20 protein-coding genes are annotated in these 19,531 nt (G+C 45.5%); 5 read left to right on the top strand and 15 right to left on the bottom strand.

Features of this window, described 5'->3' with window-relative positions; genetic code table 11:
* Position 1: 1 nt before the first annotated feature.
* Positions 2–1,438 carry a metalloprotease TldD gene (gene tldD / locus ACN0VI_RS11745; RefSeq protein ID WP_417446925.1) on the top strand — a complete coding sequence of 479 codons (1,437 nt, stop codon included), beginning with the start codon at positions 2–4 and terminating at the stop codon, positions 1,436–1,438.
* A gap of 3 nt (positions 1,439–1,441) precedes the next feature.
* On the opposite strand, the gene yjgA is transcribed toward tldD, so the two are convergent.
* Together yjgA and ACN0VI_RS11735 are read right to left on the bottom strand one after the other, a co-directional pair.
* A complete protein-coding gene (gene yjgA / locus ACN0VI_RS11740) occupies positions 1,442–1,957 on the bottom strand; it encodes a ribosome biogenesis factor YjgA (RefSeq protein ID WP_331891497.1) in 516 nt (171 codons plus the stop codon).
* Positions 1,958–2,008: 51 nt separating this feature from the next.
* Positions 2,009–4,117, bottom strand: a complete 2,109-nt coding sequence (locus ACN0VI_RS11735) for a TonB-dependent receptor plug domain-containing protein (protein ID WP_417446924.1) — start codon at positions 4,115–4,117, stop codon at positions 2,009–2,011.
* Positions 4,118–4,238: 121 nt separating this feature from the next.
* On the opposite strand from ACN0VI_RS11735, the gene pmbA reads away from it, so the two are divergent.
* Complete coding sequence (gene pmbA, locus ACN0VI_RS11730) at positions 4,239–5,603, top strand: metalloprotease PmbA (RefSeq protein ID WP_331891495.1); 1,365 nt, start codon at positions 4,239–4,241, stop codon at positions 5,601–5,603.
* A gap of 29 nt (positions 5,604–5,632) precedes the next feature.
* Here pmbA and mgtE read toward each other — a convergent pair whose 3' ends face one another.
* From mgtE to ACN0VI_RS11675, 11 genes are all read right to left on the bottom strand, one after another.
* Positions 5,633–7,012 carry a magnesium transporter gene (gene mgtE, locus ACN0VI_RS11725; RefSeq protein ID WP_331891494.1) on the bottom strand — a complete coding sequence of 460 codons (1,380 nt, stop codon included), beginning with the start codon at positions 7,010–7,012 and terminating at the stop codon, positions 5,633–5,635.
* 76 nt (positions 7,013–7,088) lie between these two features.
* Complete coding sequence (rapZ, locus tag ACN0VI_RS11720; RefSeq protein ID WP_417446923.1) at positions 7,089–7,940, bottom strand: RNase adapter RapZ; 852 nt, start codon at positions 7,938–7,940, stop codon at positions 7,089–7,091.
* Positions 7,937–8,440, bottom strand: coding sequence for a PTS sugar transporter subunit IIA (locus ACN0VI_RS11715; protein WP_331891492.1), 504 nt, complete (start codon positions 8,438–8,440; stop codon positions 7,937–7,939). The genes rapZ and ACN0VI_RS11715 overlap by 4 nt, the downstream gene beginning before the upstream one ends.
* Before the next feature lie 4 nt (positions 8,441–8,444).
* The gene (gene hpf, locus ACN0VI_RS11710; RefSeq protein ID WP_331891491.1) at positions 8,445–8,732 is read right to left on the bottom strand and encodes a ribosome hibernation promoting factor; all 288 of its coding nucleotides are present in this window, start codon (positions 8,730–8,732) and stop codon (positions 8,445–8,447) included.
* 26 nt (positions 8,733–8,758) lie between these two features.
* On the bottom strand, positions 8,759–10,234 hold the full coding sequence (locus ACN0VI_RS11705) for an RNA polymerase factor sigma-54 (protein WP_417446922.1): 1,476 nt from the start codon (positions 10,232–10,234) through the stop codon (positions 8,759–8,761).
* A 144-nt stretch (positions 10,235–10,378) separates the two neighbouring features.
* The gene (gene lptB, locus ACN0VI_RS11700; RefSeq protein WP_331891488.1) at positions 10,379–11,104 is read right to left on the bottom strand and encodes an LPS export ABC transporter ATP-binding protein; all 726 of its coding nucleotides are present in this window, start codon (positions 11,102–11,104) and stop codon (positions 10,379–10,381) included.
* Complete coding sequence (locus tag ACN0VI_RS11695) at positions 11,101–11,877, bottom strand: LptA/OstA family protein (protein WP_417446921.1); 777 nt, start codon at positions 11,875–11,877, stop codon at positions 11,101–11,103. The genes lptB and ACN0VI_RS11695 overlap by 4 nt, the downstream gene beginning before the upstream one ends.
* The gene (gene lptC, locus ACN0VI_RS11690) at positions 11,874–12,431 is read right to left on the bottom strand and encodes an LPS export ABC transporter periplasmic protein LptC (RefSeq protein ID WP_331891486.1); all 558 of its coding nucleotides are present in this window, start codon (positions 12,429–12,431) and stop codon (positions 11,874–11,876) included. The genes ACN0VI_RS11695 and lptC overlap by 4 nt, the downstream gene beginning before the upstream one ends.
* On the bottom strand, positions 12,428–13,009 hold the full coding sequence (gene kdsC / locus ACN0VI_RS11685; protein ID WP_417446920.1) for a 3-deoxy-manno-octulosonate-8-phosphatase KdsC: 582 nt from the start codon (positions 13,007–13,009) through the stop codon (positions 12,428–12,430). Before kdsC ends, lptC begins: the two co-directional genes overlap by 4 nt.
* Positions 13,009–13,989 (bottom strand): KpsF/GutQ family sugar-phosphate isomerase, encoded by a 981-nt coding sequence (locus tag ACN0VI_RS11680; RefSeq protein ID WP_417446919.1) that lies wholly within the window; start codon positions 13,987–13,989, stop codon positions 13,009–13,011. Before ACN0VI_RS11680 ends, kdsC begins: the two co-directional genes overlap by 1 nt.
* A 37-nt stretch (positions 13,990–14,026) precedes the next feature.
* The gene (locus tag ACN0VI_RS11675) at positions 14,027–15,010 is read right to left on the bottom strand and encodes a calcium/sodium antiporter (protein ID WP_417446918.1); all 984 of its coding nucleotides are present in this window, start codon (positions 15,008–15,010) and stop codon (positions 14,027–14,029) included.
* Positions 15,011–15,339: 329 nt separating this feature from the next.
* On the opposite strand from ACN0VI_RS11675, the gene ACN0VI_RS11670 reads away from it, so the two are divergent.
* Positions 15,340–15,585 carry a BolA family protein gene (locus ACN0VI_RS11670; protein WP_331891482.1) on the top strand — a complete coding sequence of 82 codons (246 nt, stop codon included), beginning with the start codon at positions 15,340–15,342 and terminating at the stop codon, positions 15,583–15,585.
* A gap of 17 nt (positions 15,586–15,602) precedes the next feature.
* On the top strand, positions 15,603–16,862 hold the full coding sequence (murA, locus tag ACN0VI_RS11665) for a UDP-N-acetylglucosamine 1-carboxyvinyltransferase (RefSeq protein ID WP_331891481.1): 1,260 nt from the start codon (positions 15,603–15,605) through the stop codon (positions 16,860–16,862).
* Between the two features lie 84 nt (positions 16,863–16,946).
* Here murA and ACN0VI_RS11660 read toward each other — a convergent pair whose 3' ends face one another.
* A complete protein-coding gene (locus ACN0VI_RS11660) occupies positions 16,947–18,116 on the bottom strand; it encodes a S1C family serine protease (RefSeq protein WP_417446917.1) in 1,170 nt (389 codons plus the stop codon).
* A gap of 40 nt (positions 18,117–18,156) precedes the next feature.
* The gene (locus tag ACN0VI_RS11655) at positions 18,157–18,735 is read right to left on the bottom strand and encodes a ZapG family protein (RefSeq protein WP_417446916.1); all 579 of its coding nucleotides are present in this window, start codon (positions 18,733–18,735) and stop codon (positions 18,157–18,159) included.
* 106 nt (positions 18,736–18,841) lie between these two features.
* On the opposite strand from ACN0VI_RS11655, the gene ACN0VI_RS11650 reads away from it, so the two are divergent.
* Complete coding sequence (locus ACN0VI_RS11650; protein WP_331891478.1) at positions 18,842–19,528, top strand: DUF2238 domain-containing protein; 687 nt, start codon at positions 18,842–18,844, stop codon at positions 19,526–19,528.
* Positions 19,529–19,531 lie beyond the last annotated feature (3 nt).

Here is a 19,531-nt window from a genome sequence, read left to right as displayed (position 1 = left end):
AATGAATTCCCTAATCAACCAAGTTGAACAGCGTATATTTGAAGAGTCTGATTTAAGCATCGCGGTACTGGAAGATGCTATTCGAAAGTTACAGCGCTTTGATATCAATTACTCAGATATTTTTATTCAAGAAGTACAACATCAATATTGGCAGCTCGAAGATGGGATCGTTAAAGATGCCAGCTTTAATTTAAATAAAGGTCTCGGCGTGCGTGCGATTGAGGGTGAAAAAACCAGCTTTGCCTACGCTAACCAATTACAAACCATGGCACTTGATAATGCGATAAGCGCGGCCACCAGTATGAGCAGAGCTGGCCAGCAGCGCACTATATCATTTAACCGCTTGGATCCTCTTCAGCTCTATACCACTCAGCCTGTTTTATTGGCTGTAGAGCAGCAACAGAAAATTGATTTATTACGTAAGCTTGATGCCAGGGCGCGCCAGCTTGATGAAAAAGTTCAGCAAGTAATTGTAAGCCTTTCAGCGGTTGATGAACAAATGATGGTGCTGGCTAGTGATGGTGTTGTCGCTGCAGATATTCGGCCAATGATCCGGTTGAATGTTTCCGTTATTGTCGAACATCAGGGGCGACGGGAGCGTGGTAGCGCAGGCTTAGGCGGGCGTTACGATTGGCAGACCCTTTTGGATGCTAACCTTGACGAGTTAGCACAAACAGCTGTCACGCAGGCTCTAATAAATCTAGATGCGATTGAGGCGCCAGCAGGCTTAATGCCAGTTGTGTTGGGTAATGGCTGGCCGGGAGTCTTGTTGCACGAAGCGGTGGGGCATGGATTAGAAGGCGACTTTAATCGCAAGGGTTCTTCAGCTTATGCCGGAAAGATTGGGCAAAAAGTTGCCTCTGATTTATGTACTGTGGTTGATGACGGAACATTACCCAACCAGCGAGGCTCTTTAAGCGTTGACGATGAGGGTACGGCAAGTCAGTCAACGGTACTGATTGAAAATGGAGTGCTTAAAGGCTATATGCAAGACAAGCACAATGCACAACTCATGGGACAAAAAGCAACTGGTAACGGACGTCGAGAGTCTTATGCTCACTTGCCGATGCCAAGAATGACCAATACCTACATGATGTCTGGTCAATCTGATCCACAAGAGATTATCAAAAGCGTTAAAAAAGGGATCTATGCGCCAAACTTTGCTGGCGGGCAAGTTGATATTACATCAGGCAACTTTGTGTTCAGCGCCAGCGAAGCATACTTGATTGAAGATGGCAAAATCACCGCACCAATAAAAGGCGCCACCTTAACCGGTAATGGGCCAGAAGTTTTGCAACGGGTCAGCATGGTCGGTAACGACAGCATGCTTGATCCCGGTATTGGCGTCTGTGGCAAAGATGGACAAAGTGTCGCCGTCTGCGTAGGCCAGCCTACATTAAAAGTCGATCAAATGACGGTTGGTGGAACAAAGGCTTAAAGTTTAGCCTTCTTCACTAAACTGCATATTATCGCGTAGGTAGCGAAACAGTTCGCGTTGGAATTTAGGGGCTTTTTCAAGTTCCTTTTCTTTTTGCGCGTTACGAACCATTTGGCGTAGTTGTTGACGGTCGAGGCTGGGTTCTAGTTGCAGTAGTTCGAAGGTGGCGGTGTCGCCTTCTGCCATCAGGCGGTCGCGCCACTGTTCTAGCAGGTGTTGTTTGCGGACTTCCAGCTGATGATACTGATCGGTTATTGCCAGTTCTGCTCTAATACCGTCTAAATCTTCGTCGCGTAATATTTTGCCAATGTATTTTATTTGGCGTTTCTTACCTGTGTGATGATTGATTTTACGCCCTTCTTCAATCGCTTTGAGGCAATTGTCCGACAAGGGTAACTTGTTCAGTAATGTCTGGGGGATTTCCAATAGGCGTTCACCAAGCTCGGTTATTTCAAGCAATTCTTTTTTAACTTGAGTCTTGGATTTCTCAGTGGATTCTTGATCGTCTTGGTGTGTCATAAGTTTCGTTATTGGGTGATTAGTTACTGTAGGAATAATTTAGGGCTGTTATCAAAACTGCAAACTTGCTTTGATGAAGGCTATGGTTTTTGAGTCCCAGGCTGTGCTGCTATCAAAGTAGGAACGCTCATTGATATTGTGCTGCAATACCAGGGATAAAGATAGCTCTTTATCATCTATCGGGATGCTGTGGCTTATGCGGGCGTCCCAGCGCTTGAAGTCTGAGCGGTTTTCCATATCTTGCAAATAGTATGCGGTGCTTACCTGAAGTTGATCGGTAAGGTGATGTTGATACATCAAAGACAAGGTCTGCTTCGGTGCCTGATGGCGTAAGCTTCTGCCGGTATCAACTTCGAGATCCAGGTAACTGTAACTGAACCATAAACGACTATCCCGGCTGAATTGATAATCAAGCTGCAAATCAAGCCCTTTGCTGGTATAGCTATTTGCATTTCTTGGGTCGTAACCCTCTAAACCAAATAACCCGTCAATGGTATGACTTAATGTGTCATAAAAAACTTTTATGTCGAAATTGAGCTCATTGCCAGTTCTGTAGAACCAGCCAATTTCCCTGGACAGGATGGTTTCAGGCTTCAGGTTTCCCATGGCTTGTGGGGTCAGGTAGAAGGTTGCGAAACTATCGCTACCATTAACGGGCATAGACAAGTTGCGTACGATGTATTGGCGATGTCCGCTTTCTTCATAAAAATCAGGGTTGCGAGTACCCTTGGCTAATATAAATCGCCATGAGGAGTGTTGGCTGGCAAGGTAATTGAGTCCAACTCTTGGTGAGAATTCACCTCCAATTATCTTATCATTTTCATACATGCTGCCGAAGTTGAGTAAGGCCTTATCAGTGAAACGCCATTCCAGATTCGCGAATAATCGGTAAATATCATTGTCCAATTTCTGCTCGAAGAATGACTCGCCACGGATAGTGTCACGGCGTGAACTAAAGCCCGATACTAAGCGAACATCTGGGCTGAAAGTGTAAGTATCCTGCAGTTCTATTTCCCACTTATTTTCGTCAAAGTTCTGGTTTGCTGTACCGCAGGAAACGGTATTTCCCAGCTGCATAAATCGGGCAATAACTTGTTGGGTAAGTAAAGCTGCTTCAGGAGTACTTGGACTCGGAGGTGGAGCGCCATTGGATATAGCAGCAATAAGTTGCTCAGTATAAAGCGGATCATAGTTGTACAAATCACCCAGCTCATTGGTCAAGAATAGAGCTGGTGGGCAAGTTTGCCACTCTTCATCGACTGAATCCTGACTGTAATGAGCATTCACTTTAATTTTGTGTTCTTCAGATAACTGGCGATCCCAAATAAGTTGAGCAAATCCATCCTGGGTTTTTTTGGTGTGGTAGGGTTCTGTTTGATAAACATCCAGCAGATCTTGCTGCTCATCAGCCTGACTGTAGCCAAAAATAAAACGCCACTGTTCCTCGTGGGTTGGACTGAATACCATGTCACCACGGAAATAATCGGTTGCGTGGTCGTCATACCGCTCAGTCCCATTGCGCTGTAGGTCGAATCCATCGTCGCTATGGCGACCGGTCGTCATGCGGTAGCTGAAATCTTCGGATTGACTGGCTATTCGAACCGAACCATCGACGATGCCTTTATTGCCTACGGTAGCCGTGGCCTGATTGCTGGAAACATCAGCTGGGTGCCGACTAATGATGTTAATGACACCTAAGAATGAATTGGCACCATAGGCGACAGTATTGGGCCCTCGAACGACTTCTATTCGTTCAACATCGTCAATGGAAAGCGACATGCTGCCCCATAACACGCGCGAAAGGGCCGGTTTAAATACAGAGCGACCATCAACTAACACTTGCAGGCGTCGCGAGAAGTCGGTGTGTAAGCCATGAATACTGACTTCGGGTGTGTTGCCACTCAAGTAACCCACATTCATGCCAGGAACCAGGCGTAACGCTTCGACGATATTGCGTGCCCCAGAAGCTTCAATTAATTCTCGATCTAGGATGGTGACAGATGCAGGGGTCTCAGACTGGGGTTGCTCTAATCGAGTTGCCGAGAGAATTGTCGGTAACTCTTCATCGAATAAATCAGTGTCAGTAGCAGGTTCAACGGCGTAACCATTTGTGGACAAGAATAACGCAGAGATTGTCACTAGCAACTTCGATGGAGTCATGATTTAGCCATAAAAAAACCCAGTTCTCATTCTTTACAATCTAATAAGTTAAGTCAAGTTTTGTCCTTACCCAACAAACACTTATAATAGCCCTCTTTCGACACCAAACTGGGAGTGGCTTGTGGCTGCTGATAATCATTTAACATTGAAACAAATTGCTGAGCAACAGGCCAGCACAGAGCAGCAATTGCGCTTGATGGTGCAGGTTGCCTTGCAGCAGGCTGCAGATGCCGGAGCCGACCAGTCTGAAATTTGGTGCTATAACACCATTGGTAATAGTATTGAGGTACGTCAGGGAGAGCTGGAAACTCTGGAGTTTAACCAGGATAGCCACTTTGGTATCAATGTCTATTTTGGTCAGCGCAAGGGTACTGTGTCGATTAACGATCTGACCGAAACAGCTGTGCATAAGGGCGTGCAAGCGGCATGTGAGATTGCGGCCTTTACCGAGCCGGATCCCTTTGCAGGGTTGGTGGATAAGGCATTAATGGCCGCTGAGTTTAAAGATTTGCAGTTAGACCACCCCAATGATCTGACCATTCCACAAATGGTTGAGTCGGCTAAAGACTGCGAGGCTGTGGCCTTAAAAGACGCAAGAATCAAACAATCAGAGGGTGTCAGTAGCTATAACCATCGCTCGGTATCGCTCTATGCCAATAGTCATGGATTTATCGGAGCCAACCATACGACTCGATTTAGTTTGTCCACTTCTGTGATCGCTGAAACTGACAACGGTATGATTCGCGATGGTTATTACACCATTGGCCGTGATGTGGCTGATTTATTAAGTCCCGATAATGTTGGTGAGTTAGCCGCTGAGAGAGTTATCAATAAACTTAAGCAGGGAAAAATTCCTTCAGGTAATTATCCGGTTATTTTTAACGCGGAGCTGGCGCGCGGGCTTTGGTCGCATATGTTATCGGCGCTAAAAGGAGCGGCCTTATATCAAAGAGCATCCTTTTTGCTGGATAAAAAGGACCAGCTTATTCTGCCTGAATTTGTTCAAATTGAAGAAGACCCATTTTTACTCAAGGGTTTCGGCAGTGGCAATTATGATAGCGATGGCGTGGCAACCAGAAGACGGGATATCGTGGTGGATGGTGTCTTAAAAGACTATTTCCTGAGCGGCTACTCGGCGCGTCGTCTAGGCTTGAAGACCACCGGTAATGCGGGCGGTATCCATAACATTCTAATCAAGCCAATGGACATTTCCTTGCAGGACATGATGAAGCAACTGGGGTCGGGATTATTGCTGACCGAAGTGATGGGACAGGGCGTGAATACAGTGACCGGTAATTATTCTCGAGGAGCCAGCGGTTTCTGGTTTGAGAATGGTGAAATCCAGTTTTTTGCTCAAGAGTTAACCATTGCTGGCAACCTCGAGACAATGCTCAAAAATATTGTGGCGATCAGCAATGATGTGGATGACCGTTCGAGTATCTTGACCGGTTCGGTTGCGATAGAAGGAATGATGGTGGCTAGCTAGTAACACACTATCCACCATGAGCAGAACCGTTAAGCAAAAAACAGGGTGGCTAAGCCGAGCAGGGCGAAGAAGCCGGCAACGTCGGTTACGGTAGTCAGTACTACCCCACCAGCAATGGCTGGGTCTATATTAATTTTCTTTAAAAACAGTGGCAATACAGCGCCACTGACCACACCGGTTACCAGATTGAACAGCATGGCGCCGCCAATGGTAATGGCTAAGTGCAGATGGTTAATGCCTGATTCTTTATAGTAGGAGTAGCCGTAAACTAATGCGGCTATAACCAGCGCCCACAAAACACCGTTAATAACGCTGACCGCCAATTCTTTCCTTAATAGGTAACCTTGGTTGCCTTCACCAATATGACCTAACGACATACCGCGAATAACCAGGGTTAACGTTTGAGTGCCAGCGATACCGCCCATGCTAGGTACAATTGGCAGTAGAACTGCTAATAAAGTCACCTGGGCGATAGTATTCTCGAAGAGACCAATCACCAGCGCTGCCAGAATTACGGTCACTAAATTGATACCTAGCCAGATAGCACGCTTTTTTGCAGTGGCAGTAATTTTACCAAAGGTATCTTCAAGTTCATCCAAGCCCGCCATCGACATCAATGAGTGATCGGCTTCGCCACGAATAACGTCAACCACGTCATCAATGGTGATACGGCCTAATAATCGACCGTTCTCATCGAGCACTGGTGCAGAAACCAAATCGTGACGTTCGAAGATTTGTGCCACTTCGGTTTCGGGCATGTCAGCCGGGATGGTGAAGGTTTCTTTGTCAACGATTTGGGTAATTGGCGTGTCAGGATCGCAGGTTAGAATGGCGCTGATTGGTACCGAGCCAATTAACACATCGCGCGAGTCGACCACATACAAATGGTCAGTATTGGGTGGCATGTTGCCACGAATTCTTAAATATCGAAGAACGACTTCCACCGAAACCCGAGGTCGGATCATGATGGTGTCGATGTTCATCAAACCACCAGCAGAATCCTCCGGGTAGGACAAGGCGTGTTCAATCTGAGCACGGTTTTGCTCATCGAGTAAGCGAAGAACCTGATTACTGATGTTTTGTGAGAGGTCGCCAAGAATATCGACCACATCATCCGTATCCAGATCAGCAAGCGCATTGGCCAATTCTTGTGGCTGCATTTGCTCAATAAAAGATTGACGGATTTCGTCGTTTAGATGTTGTAGAACATCACCTTCGCGTTCTTTATCCAGCAGTTGCCAGATAACATTTCGAACACGAGGTGGTGTCGATTCGAGAAGGTGAGCGATATCTGCTGAGCGTAATTCTTCCAGCAGATTTCTAACCGGAATAAGATGCCCACTGTCCAGCGCATTATTGAGGAGCTGAAGCTGTTCCTGACGTGTTTGTGTTGCTTGTGTCTCCGCCATGAGTGCATCTTAATAGTTGATTTTGCTGACTATTCTAACGCAGATTTGGTGGTTCTGGCTATGACACTTGTAGAATTTACGAATTTTTATCGAGTTGTCGGTGTTCGATTGAAATATTGGGGTAAAGGAGTTTAAGGGCGTTGGCCAGCGTTTCGACCATATAAACCGAACGATGACGACCGCCGGTGCAACCAATCGCGCAGGTAAAGTAACTACGGTCCTGTTTGCTGAATTCGGGAATCCAGGTAGAAAAGAAAACTTTAAGCTGCCAGGTGTATTCCATCACTATGGAGCTTTGCTCAAGAAACTGCTGAATAGGCTGGTCTTTGCCGGTGAAATCTCTCAGTTCCGGATCCCAATAAGGGTTAGGCAGGCATCGCACATCAAATACAAAGTCGGCATCTTTCGGTGCGCCATGCTTAAATCCAAAAGAGACCAGACGGATATCCATCGACTGGCCTTTGTCACCGCTAACCCGATCACGCAAGCGTTCGCGCAGTTCATGAGGGGATAACTCTGAAGTGTTAATAACAAGATCAGCCGAGGCGCGCACCGGTTCAAGCAGCTTTCTTTCTTCCTTAATGGCATCACGAAGAGAAAGGCCACGACTGGTTAGCGGATGGCGGCGACGTGTTTCGCTGAAACGTTTCAATAAAATACTTTCATCGGCGTCAAGGAATAGTGTTTTGGCCTGCGGTGCTTCTTCTTTTATTCGGATTATTTCTTCTGAAAAATGCTCAAGATCATGGCGATTACGGGCATCAACTCCAATCGCAATATCTTCATTACGGAGAATATGATCATTAATGACGTTGAGGGTTAAGCTCAAGGGCAGGTTATCGATACAGTAATAGCCCATATCTTCCAGTGCCTTTAGAGCAACAGACTTCCCCGAACCTGAGCGACCGCTAACTATCAATAATTTCATGTGCTGACTTCTTTGTCTTTCTCTTTGTTTTTTTGTTTGGCGTTTTTGGCTATAGCGGACTCAATAATTTCATATAAAGCCTGGTTATTGTGTGCATGGCGTATTTGAGCGCATACCTTGTTATCTTTTAAAACTTCAATTAACCCATCCAGGCCTTCTAATTCCTGAAAGTTAAAATCTTTCGGAACAATTAAAGCAAAAATGATATCAATGGGCTCCTGATCGGGTGCATCAAACACGGTTGCTTGATCGAGAGTGACAAAGGCTGCTACTGGAACTTCGCATTCTTTAAGTCGACCATGCGGCAGGGCAACACCATTACCAATTGCTGTTGTGCCGAGTTGTTCTCGAGCGAACAATGCTTTTAATAACAGGAATGGTTCGTATTGTGAATTATGTTCGGCGAAAAGGTTAGCGACAAATTGTAACGCTTTTTTTCGACTTGTAGCTTGCGCCCCGAGCACACACAGCTCGGGGGCAATAACATCTTCAATATGCATAAGGTTAATGACGTGTCATCTTTTCCTTATGTTTTATCACTTGTCTATCCAGTTTATCAATCAATAAATCAATCGCGGCATACATATCCTCTGACTCACTGTTGGCAAAAATCTCTCCTCCGTTTACATGCAGGGTCGCTTCAGCAATCTGGCGAACCTTCTCGACACTGAGTGTCACGTAAACATTGTTAATATGATCAAAGTGACGTTCTAATTTTGCGAATTTTTCGTTAACGAAATCTCTTAAGGCATCAGTGATATCAAGATGACGACCAGTTAGATTGATTTGCATAAGAATTATTCCTTCTATTGAATAGTTTAAGAATTTGTGAACAACTTGCGTTGACTTGAGGGCGGAATATTCAAGGCTTCGCGGTATTTTGCAACCGTTCTCCGCGCTATGGTTATTCCTTCTTCTTGTAATCTGTTGGCAAGTTCTATATCACTCAAAGGTTTGCGGGAAGGTTCCGCTGTAATGTATTGCTTGATTATGTTTTTTATTGCTTTTGATGACCATTCACCTCCTTGGGTTGATGGAACTGCATTAGAAAAGAAGTACTTCAACTCGTAGATACCAGTCGGCGACTGCAGAAATTTTTCGCTACAGGCGCGAGAAATGGTTGATTCATGTAACTTGAGATCCTCAGCCAGATCTTTTAATCGCATCGGTCTTAATGCTGACTCGCCGCAATCAAAAAAGTTCTGTTGGTGTTGCACAATCCAGTCAGCCACCCGTTTTAGAGTATCATTGCGTGCTTCGATACTTTGCATAAACCAGCGCGCGCGTTGCAGGTTTTGCTGTAAGTATTGTTTATCATATGTGTTGTTTGATTGGCGAAGAGCCTGTGCATACTGATGATTAATATCCAGTTGTGGCGCATTGTTGCTTGCCAGTTGTGCGTGCCAGCTGCCGTGAAGGTTGTAAACCAGTATGTCAGGACGAATATATTCAGTGACCTCACCAATATACTGATGGTTGGGTTTGTTCCTGAGCTGCTGAATCACTGATAAAGCATTATCCATCTCTTGCCGAGTAAGGGAAAGACGTTTTATCAGATCGGGGTAACGATGTTTACACAAGCAATCAAAATGGTGACGAACCAATTTTTGGGCCAGTTTTAGTGTTGGTTGTTGTGGGCTACTGGCTTCCTCAATGGCTAAGTGAAGCTGTAACAGCAAAAACTGTTGCAGGTTAGAGCTGGCGCAGCCGAACGGTTCGAGTTGTTGAACCTGATGAATGACGGCCTCGACTTCATCTGGGTCAAACCGATGATCAAAATCTTGTTGTATCTGCTCGATAATTTCCTGGCTGGAAACGGTTAAAAATCCAGCGTCATCTATATTCTCAATGACGTAGTAGGCAATCTCCATATCGGCTCGACTTAATGCTGACATCTGTATTTGCCACTCAAGGTGTTCGCGTAATCCAATGCTTTCCTGGAACTGATTCTCGAGACTCATCTCACCATCATTATGGGCTGAATAAGTTGAGTGCTGTTGACCTGAATCAATATGACGGGAATTAGCAGGCGCCTCTACATTGTTTGTGTTTCGGTTATTAGGAAATGCGTTTGCTAGCAGGTTGGCATTAAGTTCTGGATTGGAATCTGAACCGGCGGTTTTTGACTCACTGTAGCTGTCATCGAGCAGGGTCAAAAGTGGGTTGCTATCGAGTTGATACTGGATCTCCTGTTGTAACGCCAACTGCGAGAGTTGTAACAGTTTAATGGACTGTTGTAACTGAGGATTCAGTTTCAGTTGTTGGCTAAGACTTAACTGGAGATTTGGATTCATTGAAATAAGTTTACCAATCTTTGCCTTTTAAAATATCCTTTAACAACAAATTACTCCTAGTGGACTTTTGTTGCAAGGGCTTATTAGTTTTCTGGGGATCGGTAAACGTTATTTCAAGAGGTTATGGCAGCTTAGCCATGAATACTACATTTTAAAGTGCTCGCCTAGATATCGTTTCTTGACCAGTTCATTGGTTAGAACTTCGGTGGGGGTTCCTGAGGCAATAATGTTGCCGCTGTCAACGATGTAGGCCTGCTCACAAACATCCAATGTTTCACGCACGTTATGATCTGTGATTAATACGCCGATGCCGCGTTCTTTAAGCTGGATAATGATGGTTTTAATATCCAGCACTGAAATCGGATCGACACCTGCAAAGGGTTCATCAAGCAAGATAAACTTAGGGTCATTGGCTAGGGCTCTGGCGATTTCAACACGACGTCGCTCACCGCCGGATAAACTCATGCCATGGCTTAAGCGAATATGTTCGATATGGAATTCTGACAGTAACTGATCGAGTTTTTCTTCGCGTTGTTTGCTGTTCAGGTCTTTGCGCAACTGCAGGATGGCCATGATGTTGTCTTCTACTGACAACTTACGGAAGATTGAAGCTTCTTGTGGCAAGTAGCCAAGGCCCTTTTTGGCGCGGGTGTGCATAGGATCAGTCGTGATATTGTCTTCACCAAGAAAAATCTGTCCACCATCAGATGGCACCAGACCAACGATCATGTAGAAGGAGGTGGTTTTACCGGCACCATTTGGGCCAAGCAACCCCACTATCTGCCCTTGATTGACTTCGAGCGATACATTTTCAACGACTTTGCGTTCTTTGTAGCTTTTGGCCAGGCGTCTGGCTTGTAGCGAAATCATTGCTGCTTCTCTTGTTGGATCTGTTCTGGTTCTGTTTTAGTCTCAGGCTCAGAGTCATCAGTGGTTTGTTGGCTACTGTTGTCCTGCGCCCAGAAGAATTCAGTTTCAACTCTCTGTTCCCCGTTATCGCTTTTGCCCGCGGAGATCACTTTGCTGGCACCGTCATAAGTCAAAAAGGCCGCTGTCATGTTGGAGTCGCCTTGCTGCAACTTAACATTGCCAACCAATTCAGTTTGCTTATCCTTACCATTGGAACGAAGCTGTTCGGCGGTAGCGAAGATTGGCGGTTGGCTAGGTTGCTCTAACCTGAACTCGGTTGGGCTGCCACTGAGTACAAAGCCAAAGCCCTCGGTGAGATCTTGATTCGCATTCAGTTGCTGTCCGAGCAAAGTCAGCGCATCAATTCCCGATGACTGCACAATCTTGATATCGCCACTGGCAGATAGCTCGCCACTTTGTTGGCGGTAGATAATTTTAGGTGCGTCAATATCAGTGGTTTCGCCGGCTTCATCCACGTAGTGAATTTTTACAGGGTTACCCAGCGCAGTAATAGTACCTGCATTTTCACCTTGCTTGGTTAATGAATCGGCATGAATTGTCATGTTGCCATGTTCATAAATCACGTTATCATGATACACAATAATATTCTTCTGTACGTCAAGGTTCGATCTATCTGAACGCAAACGTGACTTTTCCAAAGTCGCAGCTTGGACAAATGAAATGGTTAAAAGTGAGCTTAGCGACAAAGCACACATAAGAAGACGGGACTTCATAATTCTTCTGTAAAGACCTCAGATTGGAATTCAATATTATTGGTACGCAAATCAGCCTGCATGCCTACAGCGGTCATTCTAAAATGGCCATCAACTAATTCAATAGGCTGATCAGTAAAAGCAGTTTCCGATGCAAAGTCAATTTTTAGGATCGACATGGTTAACAATACATTAGATTGAGCAGGTTGTCGTTCCAGCTTAACGGTAACATCACCTTCCAGAACGAGTTGCTCGCTGAGCTCATTGCTGACCGCCTTTTCAGAGCTAACCGTCCAGCTTGGATTTTGGTCGTCATTAAAACGCATCACTGGTTTTTCCAGGTGAGTTTGCATGATGTCTTTATAGTGTAGCGTTTTTACGGTGGTGAACGAACGCTCGGGTTGACCATTGCTATCAAACTCTATGGTTTCTGTGTTAGATAGATAGTAGTCAGGATTGGTTGAGACCTCGACAAAGTCAGGTTTGGGTTCCGTTGAGCGATCCCACCAGTAAGCAATAGCAAACGTTGCCGGGACCAGAAGCCACAGCATGGAGCGACCTTTTAAAAAGGTCACTGCTTAACTCCTGATGGTTGAGCTTTGGTGAGATATTCTTGATGAATGGCTTCCAGTTTATTTTGGCTGTGAAGAATTAAATCGCAGACTTCACGAACCGCACCGAAGCCACCATTGTTTTGAGTAACCCAGTCGGCATGTTGTTGCATTAACCAGTGACCATCTGCAACGGTAACGCCTAAACCAACCTGCAATAACAAAGGCAGATCGGGTAAGTCATCGCCAATGTGGCAAACTTGTTCAGGCTTTACCGACAAATTTTGGCATAGACTATCAAATGCTTCCTGTTTATTAGACTGCCCCTGATAGTAATGTTCAATGCCCAGCTCCTGGCAGCGCTTTTCGACAATTTTGGAATTGCGCCCAGTTATAATGGCAACCGCAATACCAGCATTTTGTAAGCACTTCAGGCCGAAGCCATCTTTGATGTTGAAGGTTTTCAATTCTTCACCATCGTTGCCTATAATGACCTGGCCATTGCTGAGGACACCGTCAACATCACAAATCAACAGCTTGATGTTGTTGGCTTTATGTAACACCGGCTGCGGGTAGGTTGGCTTTTGCATTGAATGGTGCATTAAACCACTCCCGCTTTAAGAAGATCGTGCATGTGAATAACGCCCAGCGGCTTTTCATCGCTATCAACAACGATTAAGGAGGTAATACTACTTTCCTCCATTAAGTTCACTGCGTCGACCGCTAAAGTTTGAGTTTTGACCGTTTTGCACCCTTTGGTCATGACGTCCTCAATCGGCGCATCAATATCCACATCGCGTTCAAAAGCGCGACGTAAATCACCATCGGTGAAAATGCCCAATAAGTTGCCCTGCTTATCCGTCACCGTGGTCATACCCATACGCTTGTCGGTCATTTCAAACAATGCGTTGCGAATCGAAATGTCGGGTTTCACGGAGGGGAAAGTGCTTCCACTGTGCATCAAATCATCGACTTGTAAAATGAGGCGTTTACCCAGGCTACCACCAGGATGCGACAAAGCAAAGTCGTCAGGGGTGAAGCCACGGGCTTCCAGCAAGCTCACTGCGATGGCATCACCAAGCGCTAAGACTGCGGTGGTAGAGGCAGTTGGTGCGAGATTGTGCGGGCAGGCTTCCTGTTCTACTTGAACTTTAATATGCAGGTCGCTGGCTTTGGCTAAACTGGAGTTGTCATTACCAGTAATGGATATCAATTCGATGCCACGGCGTTTGATTACCGGAAGCAGGGCGGTCACTTCATGAGTTTCGCCGGAGTTAGATAGCGCGATGACCACATCGAGCTCACCAATCATGCCCAAGTCACCGTGGCTCGCTTCTGCCGGATGAACAAAAAATGCCGGTGTGCCGGTGCTGGCTAAAGTGGCAGCCATTTTGCTACCGATATGACCTGATTTACCCATACCAATAACCACTACTTTGCCTTGGCAATTAAGTAGTTTACGGCAGGCGGCAACAAAGGTTTTGTCCAGTTGTTGTTTTAGATTGGTGACAGCAAGAGTTTCTATATCAATCACGCGCTCGGCGCTTGTTAGAATTTGCTGTTCCAGATTTGAGTCACTCATTGACGACACCCTTGTTGGAACTTATATTTTCAATCAGTTAGAAGACGCGAACTATATAATACCCAATGAAGGCGGCAAGTAAAATAGAGCCTTCTATACGATTAATCTTGCCTGGGCCTCGAATACCGTATGCCATGACAGCTAACGCGATACTTAAAGCTAACATAACAGGGTAATCGATGGTCAGTATTTCTCTTTCGACCACTGGAGCGGCAATAAGTGCAGGAATGCCCAAAACACCCAGTAAGTTGAAGATATTGGAGCCAACCACATTACCAATCGCAATCTCGTGTTCATTTTTCAATACGGCAGAAATAGAGGCGGCCAGTTCAGGCAGGCTGGTGCCCAGCGCAACAATGGTTAAGCCAATCAGGGTTTCTGAAACGCCCATTTGCAAAGCAAAACCGCTGGCGCCTACGATAAGTATCTTGGAGCTGGCGACCAGCAGAACCAGACCCAGCACTAACCAGAAGATGGCTTTTGGGCTCGACATCTTCTCAGGCAGTTCGTCGACAATCTCTTCAAGCATGCGGTCTTTACTTGAACGGGATTTAATGCCCATATGCACCAGCCAGATAAAGTAGCCAACCAGGGTGCTGAGCAGAATAATACCTTCAATATGTGACAGGCGCAGATCCCAGAAAAAGTAGAGTACTGCGAGTGATACCACAAATAGAATAGGGATCTCACGCTTAATCATCCCTGAATTAATCATTAGAGGTCTCACTAAGGCGGTAATCCCCAGCACTAATGCCACATTGGTGATGTTCGAGCCGAGAGCATTACCGATCGCTACTTCAGGGCCACACTCATCAATGCCTGGCGGGCAGGTTTTTATTGAATCAAGAATCGACACAAAAATTTCAGGTGCGGAAGAACCTATTGCTACAATGGTCAGACCCACGATCAATCGTGACACTCCGAAATTCTGCGCAACTGCTGCCGCACCGTCTGTGAAGCGATCCGCGCTCCAAACTAACAGGGTAATACCAACCAGAATATAGGCAATATGTTCTATCATGGAAACCTTAGAGACTGTCTTCTATAAAATAGTGAGTGTTCAGTAAACGGGCTTTGCTTATTATAAAATAAGTATGGCTTTGACTGACAAATGGAAATTGTTTCAAAGCGTTGCCCTTCAGTGAAGTGTATTCGTGACAAATAAGCGCGCCATTGTACAGGCTCGGGCTTTTAATGTCATTCACAGGTGTTTATCAAGGGGAATTCGGGTAAAATCACGCCACTTTAGTGCCAACATTGCTAATAATTCATACTTTTGCGTCTGTATCGGCGCAGTTTTTGGCGTTATCATGCTTGGCCATAACCTCGATAAAAGTAAGCACATAACAGATGATTGAACAGATTAAGTCCCTGATTGAGAAAGAAATTGAGTGCGAAGAGTTGCGTGTCGATGGCGATGGTAGCCATTTTCAGGTGATTATCGTCAGTAAAGCCTTTGAAGGTTTACGTAGCGTAAAGAAGCAACAGATGGTCTATGCCGCTGTGAATGAACATATCGCTAGCGGTGATATCCACGCTTTGACTATTAAGGCCTATACGCCTGAAGAGTGGTCAAAAGCTAAGCACTTTCTATAATTATTGAGTCTTTGATCATGGATAAATTATTAATTAAAGATGCTGGCCCATTAGACGGTGCTATCAAAATTTCAGGCGCTAAAAATGCTGCCTTGCCTATTTTGATGGGTGCTTTGTTAGTGGATGGTGTCACTACGATTGGCAATCTGCCACATTTGAATGATGTCACTACGACCTTAGAGCTGATGGGGCGTTTAGGTGCCAAGCTGACCATTGATGACAAGTTCAATGTTGAAATTGATAGCCGTAATATCCACAGCCATGAAGCGCCTTATGAGTTAGTTAAGACCATGCGTGCTTCTATTTTGGTGTTGGGGCCCTTGCTTGCTCGCTTCGGCGAAGCGGTGGTGTCGCTGCCGGGTGGTTGTGCGATTGGCTCGCGTCCAGTTAATCTGCATATCGAAGGTATGCGTGAAATGGGCGCGGATATCGAAGTTGAAGCAGGTTACGTTAACGCTAAGTCGAATGGTCGCTTGAAAGGCGCTAAAATTGTTATGGAGATGGTCAGTGTTGGCGCAACTGAAAATTTGATCATGGCAGCGGCTCTGGCAGATGGAACTTCGGTGATTGAAAATGCTGCGCGCGAGCCTGAAGTAGTCGATCTGGCTAATTTCTTAAATAGCATGGGCGCGAAAATTAGTGGTGCTGGCACATCGGTTATCACCATTGAAGGTGTTGAGCGTATGCATGGTGGCCATCATGATGTTTTGCCTGACCGCATTGAAACTGGTACTTACTTGGTTGCAGCGGCGATGACACGTGGCCGTATTCGTTGCCGCAATACCGATCCGGATATTCTGGATGCGGTTTTGGTTAAGTTACGAGAGGCGGGTGCTGAAGTCACTACTGGAGATGACTGGATCGAGCTTGACATGAAGGGCAAGCGTCCTACTGCTGTCAACATCAAAACGGCACCCTACCCAGGATTTCCAACTGATATGCAGGCACAGTTTTGTGCTATGAATGCGGTGGCGGACGGAACGGGTACTATTACTGAAACCATTTTTGAGAACCGCTTCATGCACGTGCTTGAAATGCAGCGTATGGGTGCTGACATTGCCATTGAGGGTAATACCGCGATTTGTCGTGGCGTTGAAAAATTATCCGGTGCGCAGGTGATGGCAACTGATTTGCGTGCTTCAGCAAGTTTGGTTTTAGCAGGATTGTGCGCGGATGGTGAAACTTTAGTAGACAGGATTTACCATATTGACCGTGGTTATGAAACCATTGAAGAGAAGCTGCAGAATCTGGGTGCCTACATTAAGCGTATTGCCTAAATATTTGTAGCATTCGATTAATACTCGACCATAAAGAAAAAAGGGCTGCTAGCCCTTTTTTTTGTCTATAAGCTTTGTGATGGTTCAATCTCGATAACCTAGCACCACATCTGTTTCGGCTTTTTCGCCTTCTCGATAATACTCAATGGTGATTTCTTGTTTCGGGGACAGGTTCCAGATCGCTGCCATCATATCGGCTGTGCTGTTAATGGGCTGGCTATTAACTTGAGTAATAATATCCAGCGCTTGCAAACCCGCTTTGTCAGCAGGGCCATTTCCGTTAATGGCTGTGATAACGATACCTTGGCCATAGGGTAATTGCTCGATGTGTTTGGCCAGTGCTTTTTGCTGCTGAGGATCAAGACCCATCTCCTGAACAATTGAGCGGAAATTGATGGTCATATCACCGTTTAAACCAAGCCAGCCTCGTTCGACTTTTCCATGCTCGAGTAGCTCCTGTACCACATGCTGAACATCGGCAGCTACCACCGCGAAATTTTGATAAGTCTTTTCACCTGATTCATCACGCGAACTTAAAGAGGTAATACCGACTAACTTGCCCTCAGAGTTGACCAGGGCGCCACCGGAATTACCTGAACGAAGGGCTGCATCAGTCTGAATATAGTGCGATACGCGCGAGAAAAACTTGGCACTGATAATGCCTTGAGTCACGGTTTGCTCAAAGGCCATATATGGTGTGCCGATGGCAAACACGATATCACCCACTCGACTGCTGTCTTCGGTGCTCAAGGGCAATATATGCTCTGGAGTGTAGTTCACTTTAAGCAGCGCCAGATCGGAATCCTGATCGATGCCAACCAGTTGGGCAGTAAGTTTTTGCCCATCAAGTAATTCAACAATAGCTGATTCTGCTTTAGCCAGAACATGGGCGTTGGTCACCAGGTGACCTTCTTTATCAATAAAAACCCCCGAGCCATTATTGAGAAATGCACAGGCATTGGTGCCAGCTGGAACGCTTCGTAGGTTGTTGCGGCATTCAGGGTCATTTAAGGGGAGAAGCTTGGAGCGTGCGCGAATACTGACGACTGCGGGACGAACCTTATCCAGCATGTCGGCATAGCCACTGAATGGTTTGATGGTTGCCACAACCTGATGCTGCTGTGCCGGTGTTGCTTGTTGGTTAGCGTCCTGGAGCGAGAAGCGACCGGGCATAAATACAATAAAAAGTGCCGCGATCCCGAGTCCAATCAATAGGTATTTTACGATATAGCCAACAAAAGTAATAAATTGCATGGGAGCCTCAAGTTTCAGTCAATCGACTGGATACATAAATTTAGTGTGATGTTTTTTCTTTCTGTGATTTTTTTGCATCATCATTGTTTTTCTCTGACGCAGATTCTTGCTCTGAGTTCCCCGGTTGGGCATCTTTGTCAGTTTCAGGCGAGTCATCTTCGTTAGCTTTTACATCATGACTGGGATGATAATCATCGTCCATATCATCAGCAGCATAGTCTCTGGGTTGTTGGGGGCCGGAGTCATAGTCCGATATTTCTCTGGCTTCGCTATCAATAACACTGTCGTCAAACTCTTTACCGATACTACTGCCAAGACCAGGCAACCCCGAAGTATTGCTGCTGAGTTTTAAATCAAACTTGCGATTACTGAGTTTACTGGAACTGACCGCCAAGTGTTGATAGAGCGCTTTATATTCTTCGGTCACATTACTGAATAAGCGGGCGGTTTCGTCAAAATGGTTATTCACTTCAGCTTTTAAGGTACTAAGCTCATCATCTTTGGCTTTTAACTCATCTGATAAAGCTTTGCTGTGTTGGGACATACCTTGCCAGCGACCCAAAAAGAATGCAGCAGCACCAACAATAAGAAGTAAGAAGATAACTAATGGACTGGACATGAAACTATATTCCTCAATCTGCCAACGTCGTCTAAGCAATAAATTGCCTGAATCCTTGATTTGATCTTATGATACACAATAACAAGACAAAAGTTCGAGTGGATTAATGACCTATAACACAAAATTCTTACTGACTTTGATTGGTATCTTTCTGGTAGTGTTTGCATTATGTGCGATTAATCCAGTTGATCGCTCGGCCTGGCTTCTTGAAAATGTCCTGATGTTTTTATTAATTATCGGCCTCTTCGCCAGTTATAAAAAATTCCGGCTTTCGAAAACCTCATACTTTTGTATTTTTCTGTTCTTATGTTTTCATGAAATAGGTTCACACTACACTTACTCGAAGGTGCCTTATAACGACTGGACCGAGGCGATATTCGGCACGCCATTAAATGATTGGTTTGGCTGGGAACGTAACCACTACGACCGCTTTCTGCATTTATCCTATGGACTACTATTTGCTTACCCAATCCGAGAGGTTTTTCTTCGTATTGTCCGAGTGAAAGGCTTCTGGGGCTATTTCTTGCCTTTGGATTTAACCTTATCGACTTCGGTTATTTATGAGCTGATTGAATGGGGCGCAGCCATGTACTTTGGTGGTGATCTTGGAATGGCTTATCTGGGGACTCAGGGGGATGTGTGGGATGCACACAAGGATATGGCTCTGGCTGGTCTTGGGGCGATGATCACCATGTGTGTGGTGGCTTTCATTAACTGGCGTTGGCAACGAGACTTTGCCAGAGAGTGGAATAACAGCCTGACCCCAAGGTCGGCTAACCCGGAAACCTTTTAATAA

Source organism: Kangiella sp. (assembly GCF_048265365.1).
GTDB lineage: Bacteria > Pseudomonadota > Gammaproteobacteria > Enterobacterales > Kangiellaceae > Kangiella.
This window is presented reverse-complemented; position numbering and strand designations above follow the sequence as displayed.

Coding starts and splice junctions, on each gene's coding strand:
- tldD (WP_417446925.1), top strand. CDS start 2: ATGAATTCCCTAATCAACCAAGTTGAACAGCGTATATTTGAAGAGTCT.
- yjgA (WP_331891497.1), bottom strand. CDS start 1,957: ATGACACACCAAGACGATCAAGAATCCACTGAGAAATCCAAGACTCAA.
- ACN0VI_RS11735 (WP_417446924.1), bottom strand. CDS start 4,117: ATGACTCCATCGAAGTTGCTAGTGACAATCTCTGCGTTATTCTTGTCC.
- mgtE (WP_331891494.1), bottom strand. CDS start 7,012: ATGGCGGAGACACAAGCAACACAAACACGTCAGGAACAGCTTCAGCTC.
- rapZ (WP_417446923.1), bottom strand. CDS start 7,940: ATGAAATTATTGATAGTTAGCGGTCGCTCAGGTTCGGGGAAGTCTGTT.
- ACN0VI_RS11715 (WP_331891492.1), bottom strand. CDS start 8,440: ATGCATATTGAAGATGTTATTGCCCCCGAGCTGTGTGTGCTCGGGGCG.
- hpf (WP_331891491.1), bottom strand. CDS start 8,732: ATGCAAATCAATCTAACTGGTCGTCATCTTGATATCACTGATGCCTTA.
- ACN0VI_RS11705 (WP_417446922.1), bottom strand. CDS start 10,234: ATGAATCCAAATCTCCAGTTAAGTCTTAGCCAACAACTGAAACTGAAT.
- lptB (WP_331891488.1), bottom strand. CDS start 11,104: ATGATTTCGCTACAAGCCAGACGCCTGGCCAAAAGCTACAAAGAACGC.
- ACN0VI_RS11695 (WP_417446921.1), bottom strand. CDS start 11,877: ATGAAGTCCCGTCTTCTTATGTGTGCTTTGTCGCTAAGCTCACTTTTA.
- kdsC (WP_417446920.1), bottom strand. CDS start 13,009: ATGCACCATTCAATGCAAAAGCCAACCTACCCGCAGCCGGTGTTACAT.
- ACN0VI_RS11680 (WP_417446919.1), bottom strand. CDS start 13,989: ATGAGTGACTCAAATCTGGAACAGCAAATTCTAACAAGCGCCGAGCGC.
- ACN0VI_RS11675 (WP_417446918.1), bottom strand. CDS start 15,010: ATGATAGAACATATTGCCTATATTCTGGTTGGTATTACCCTGTTAGTT.
- ACN0VI_RS11670 (WP_331891482.1), top strand. CDS start 15,340: ATGATTGAACAGATTAAGTCCCTGATTGAGAAAGAAATTGAGTGCGAA.
- murA (WP_331891481.1), top strand. CDS start 15,603: ATGGATAAATTATTAATTAAAGATGCTGGCCCATTAGACGGTGCTATC.
- ACN0VI_RS11660 (WP_417446917.1), bottom strand. CDS start 18,116: ATGCAATTTATTACTTTTGTTGGCTATATCGTAAAATACCTATTGATT.
- ACN0VI_RS11655 (WP_417446916.1), bottom strand. CDS start 18,735: ATGTCCAGTCCATTAGTTATCTTCTTACTTCTTATTGTTGGTGCTGCT.
- ACN0VI_RS11650 (WP_331891478.1), top strand. CDS start 18,842: ATGACCTATAACACAAAATTCTTACTGACTTTGATTGGTATCTTTCTG.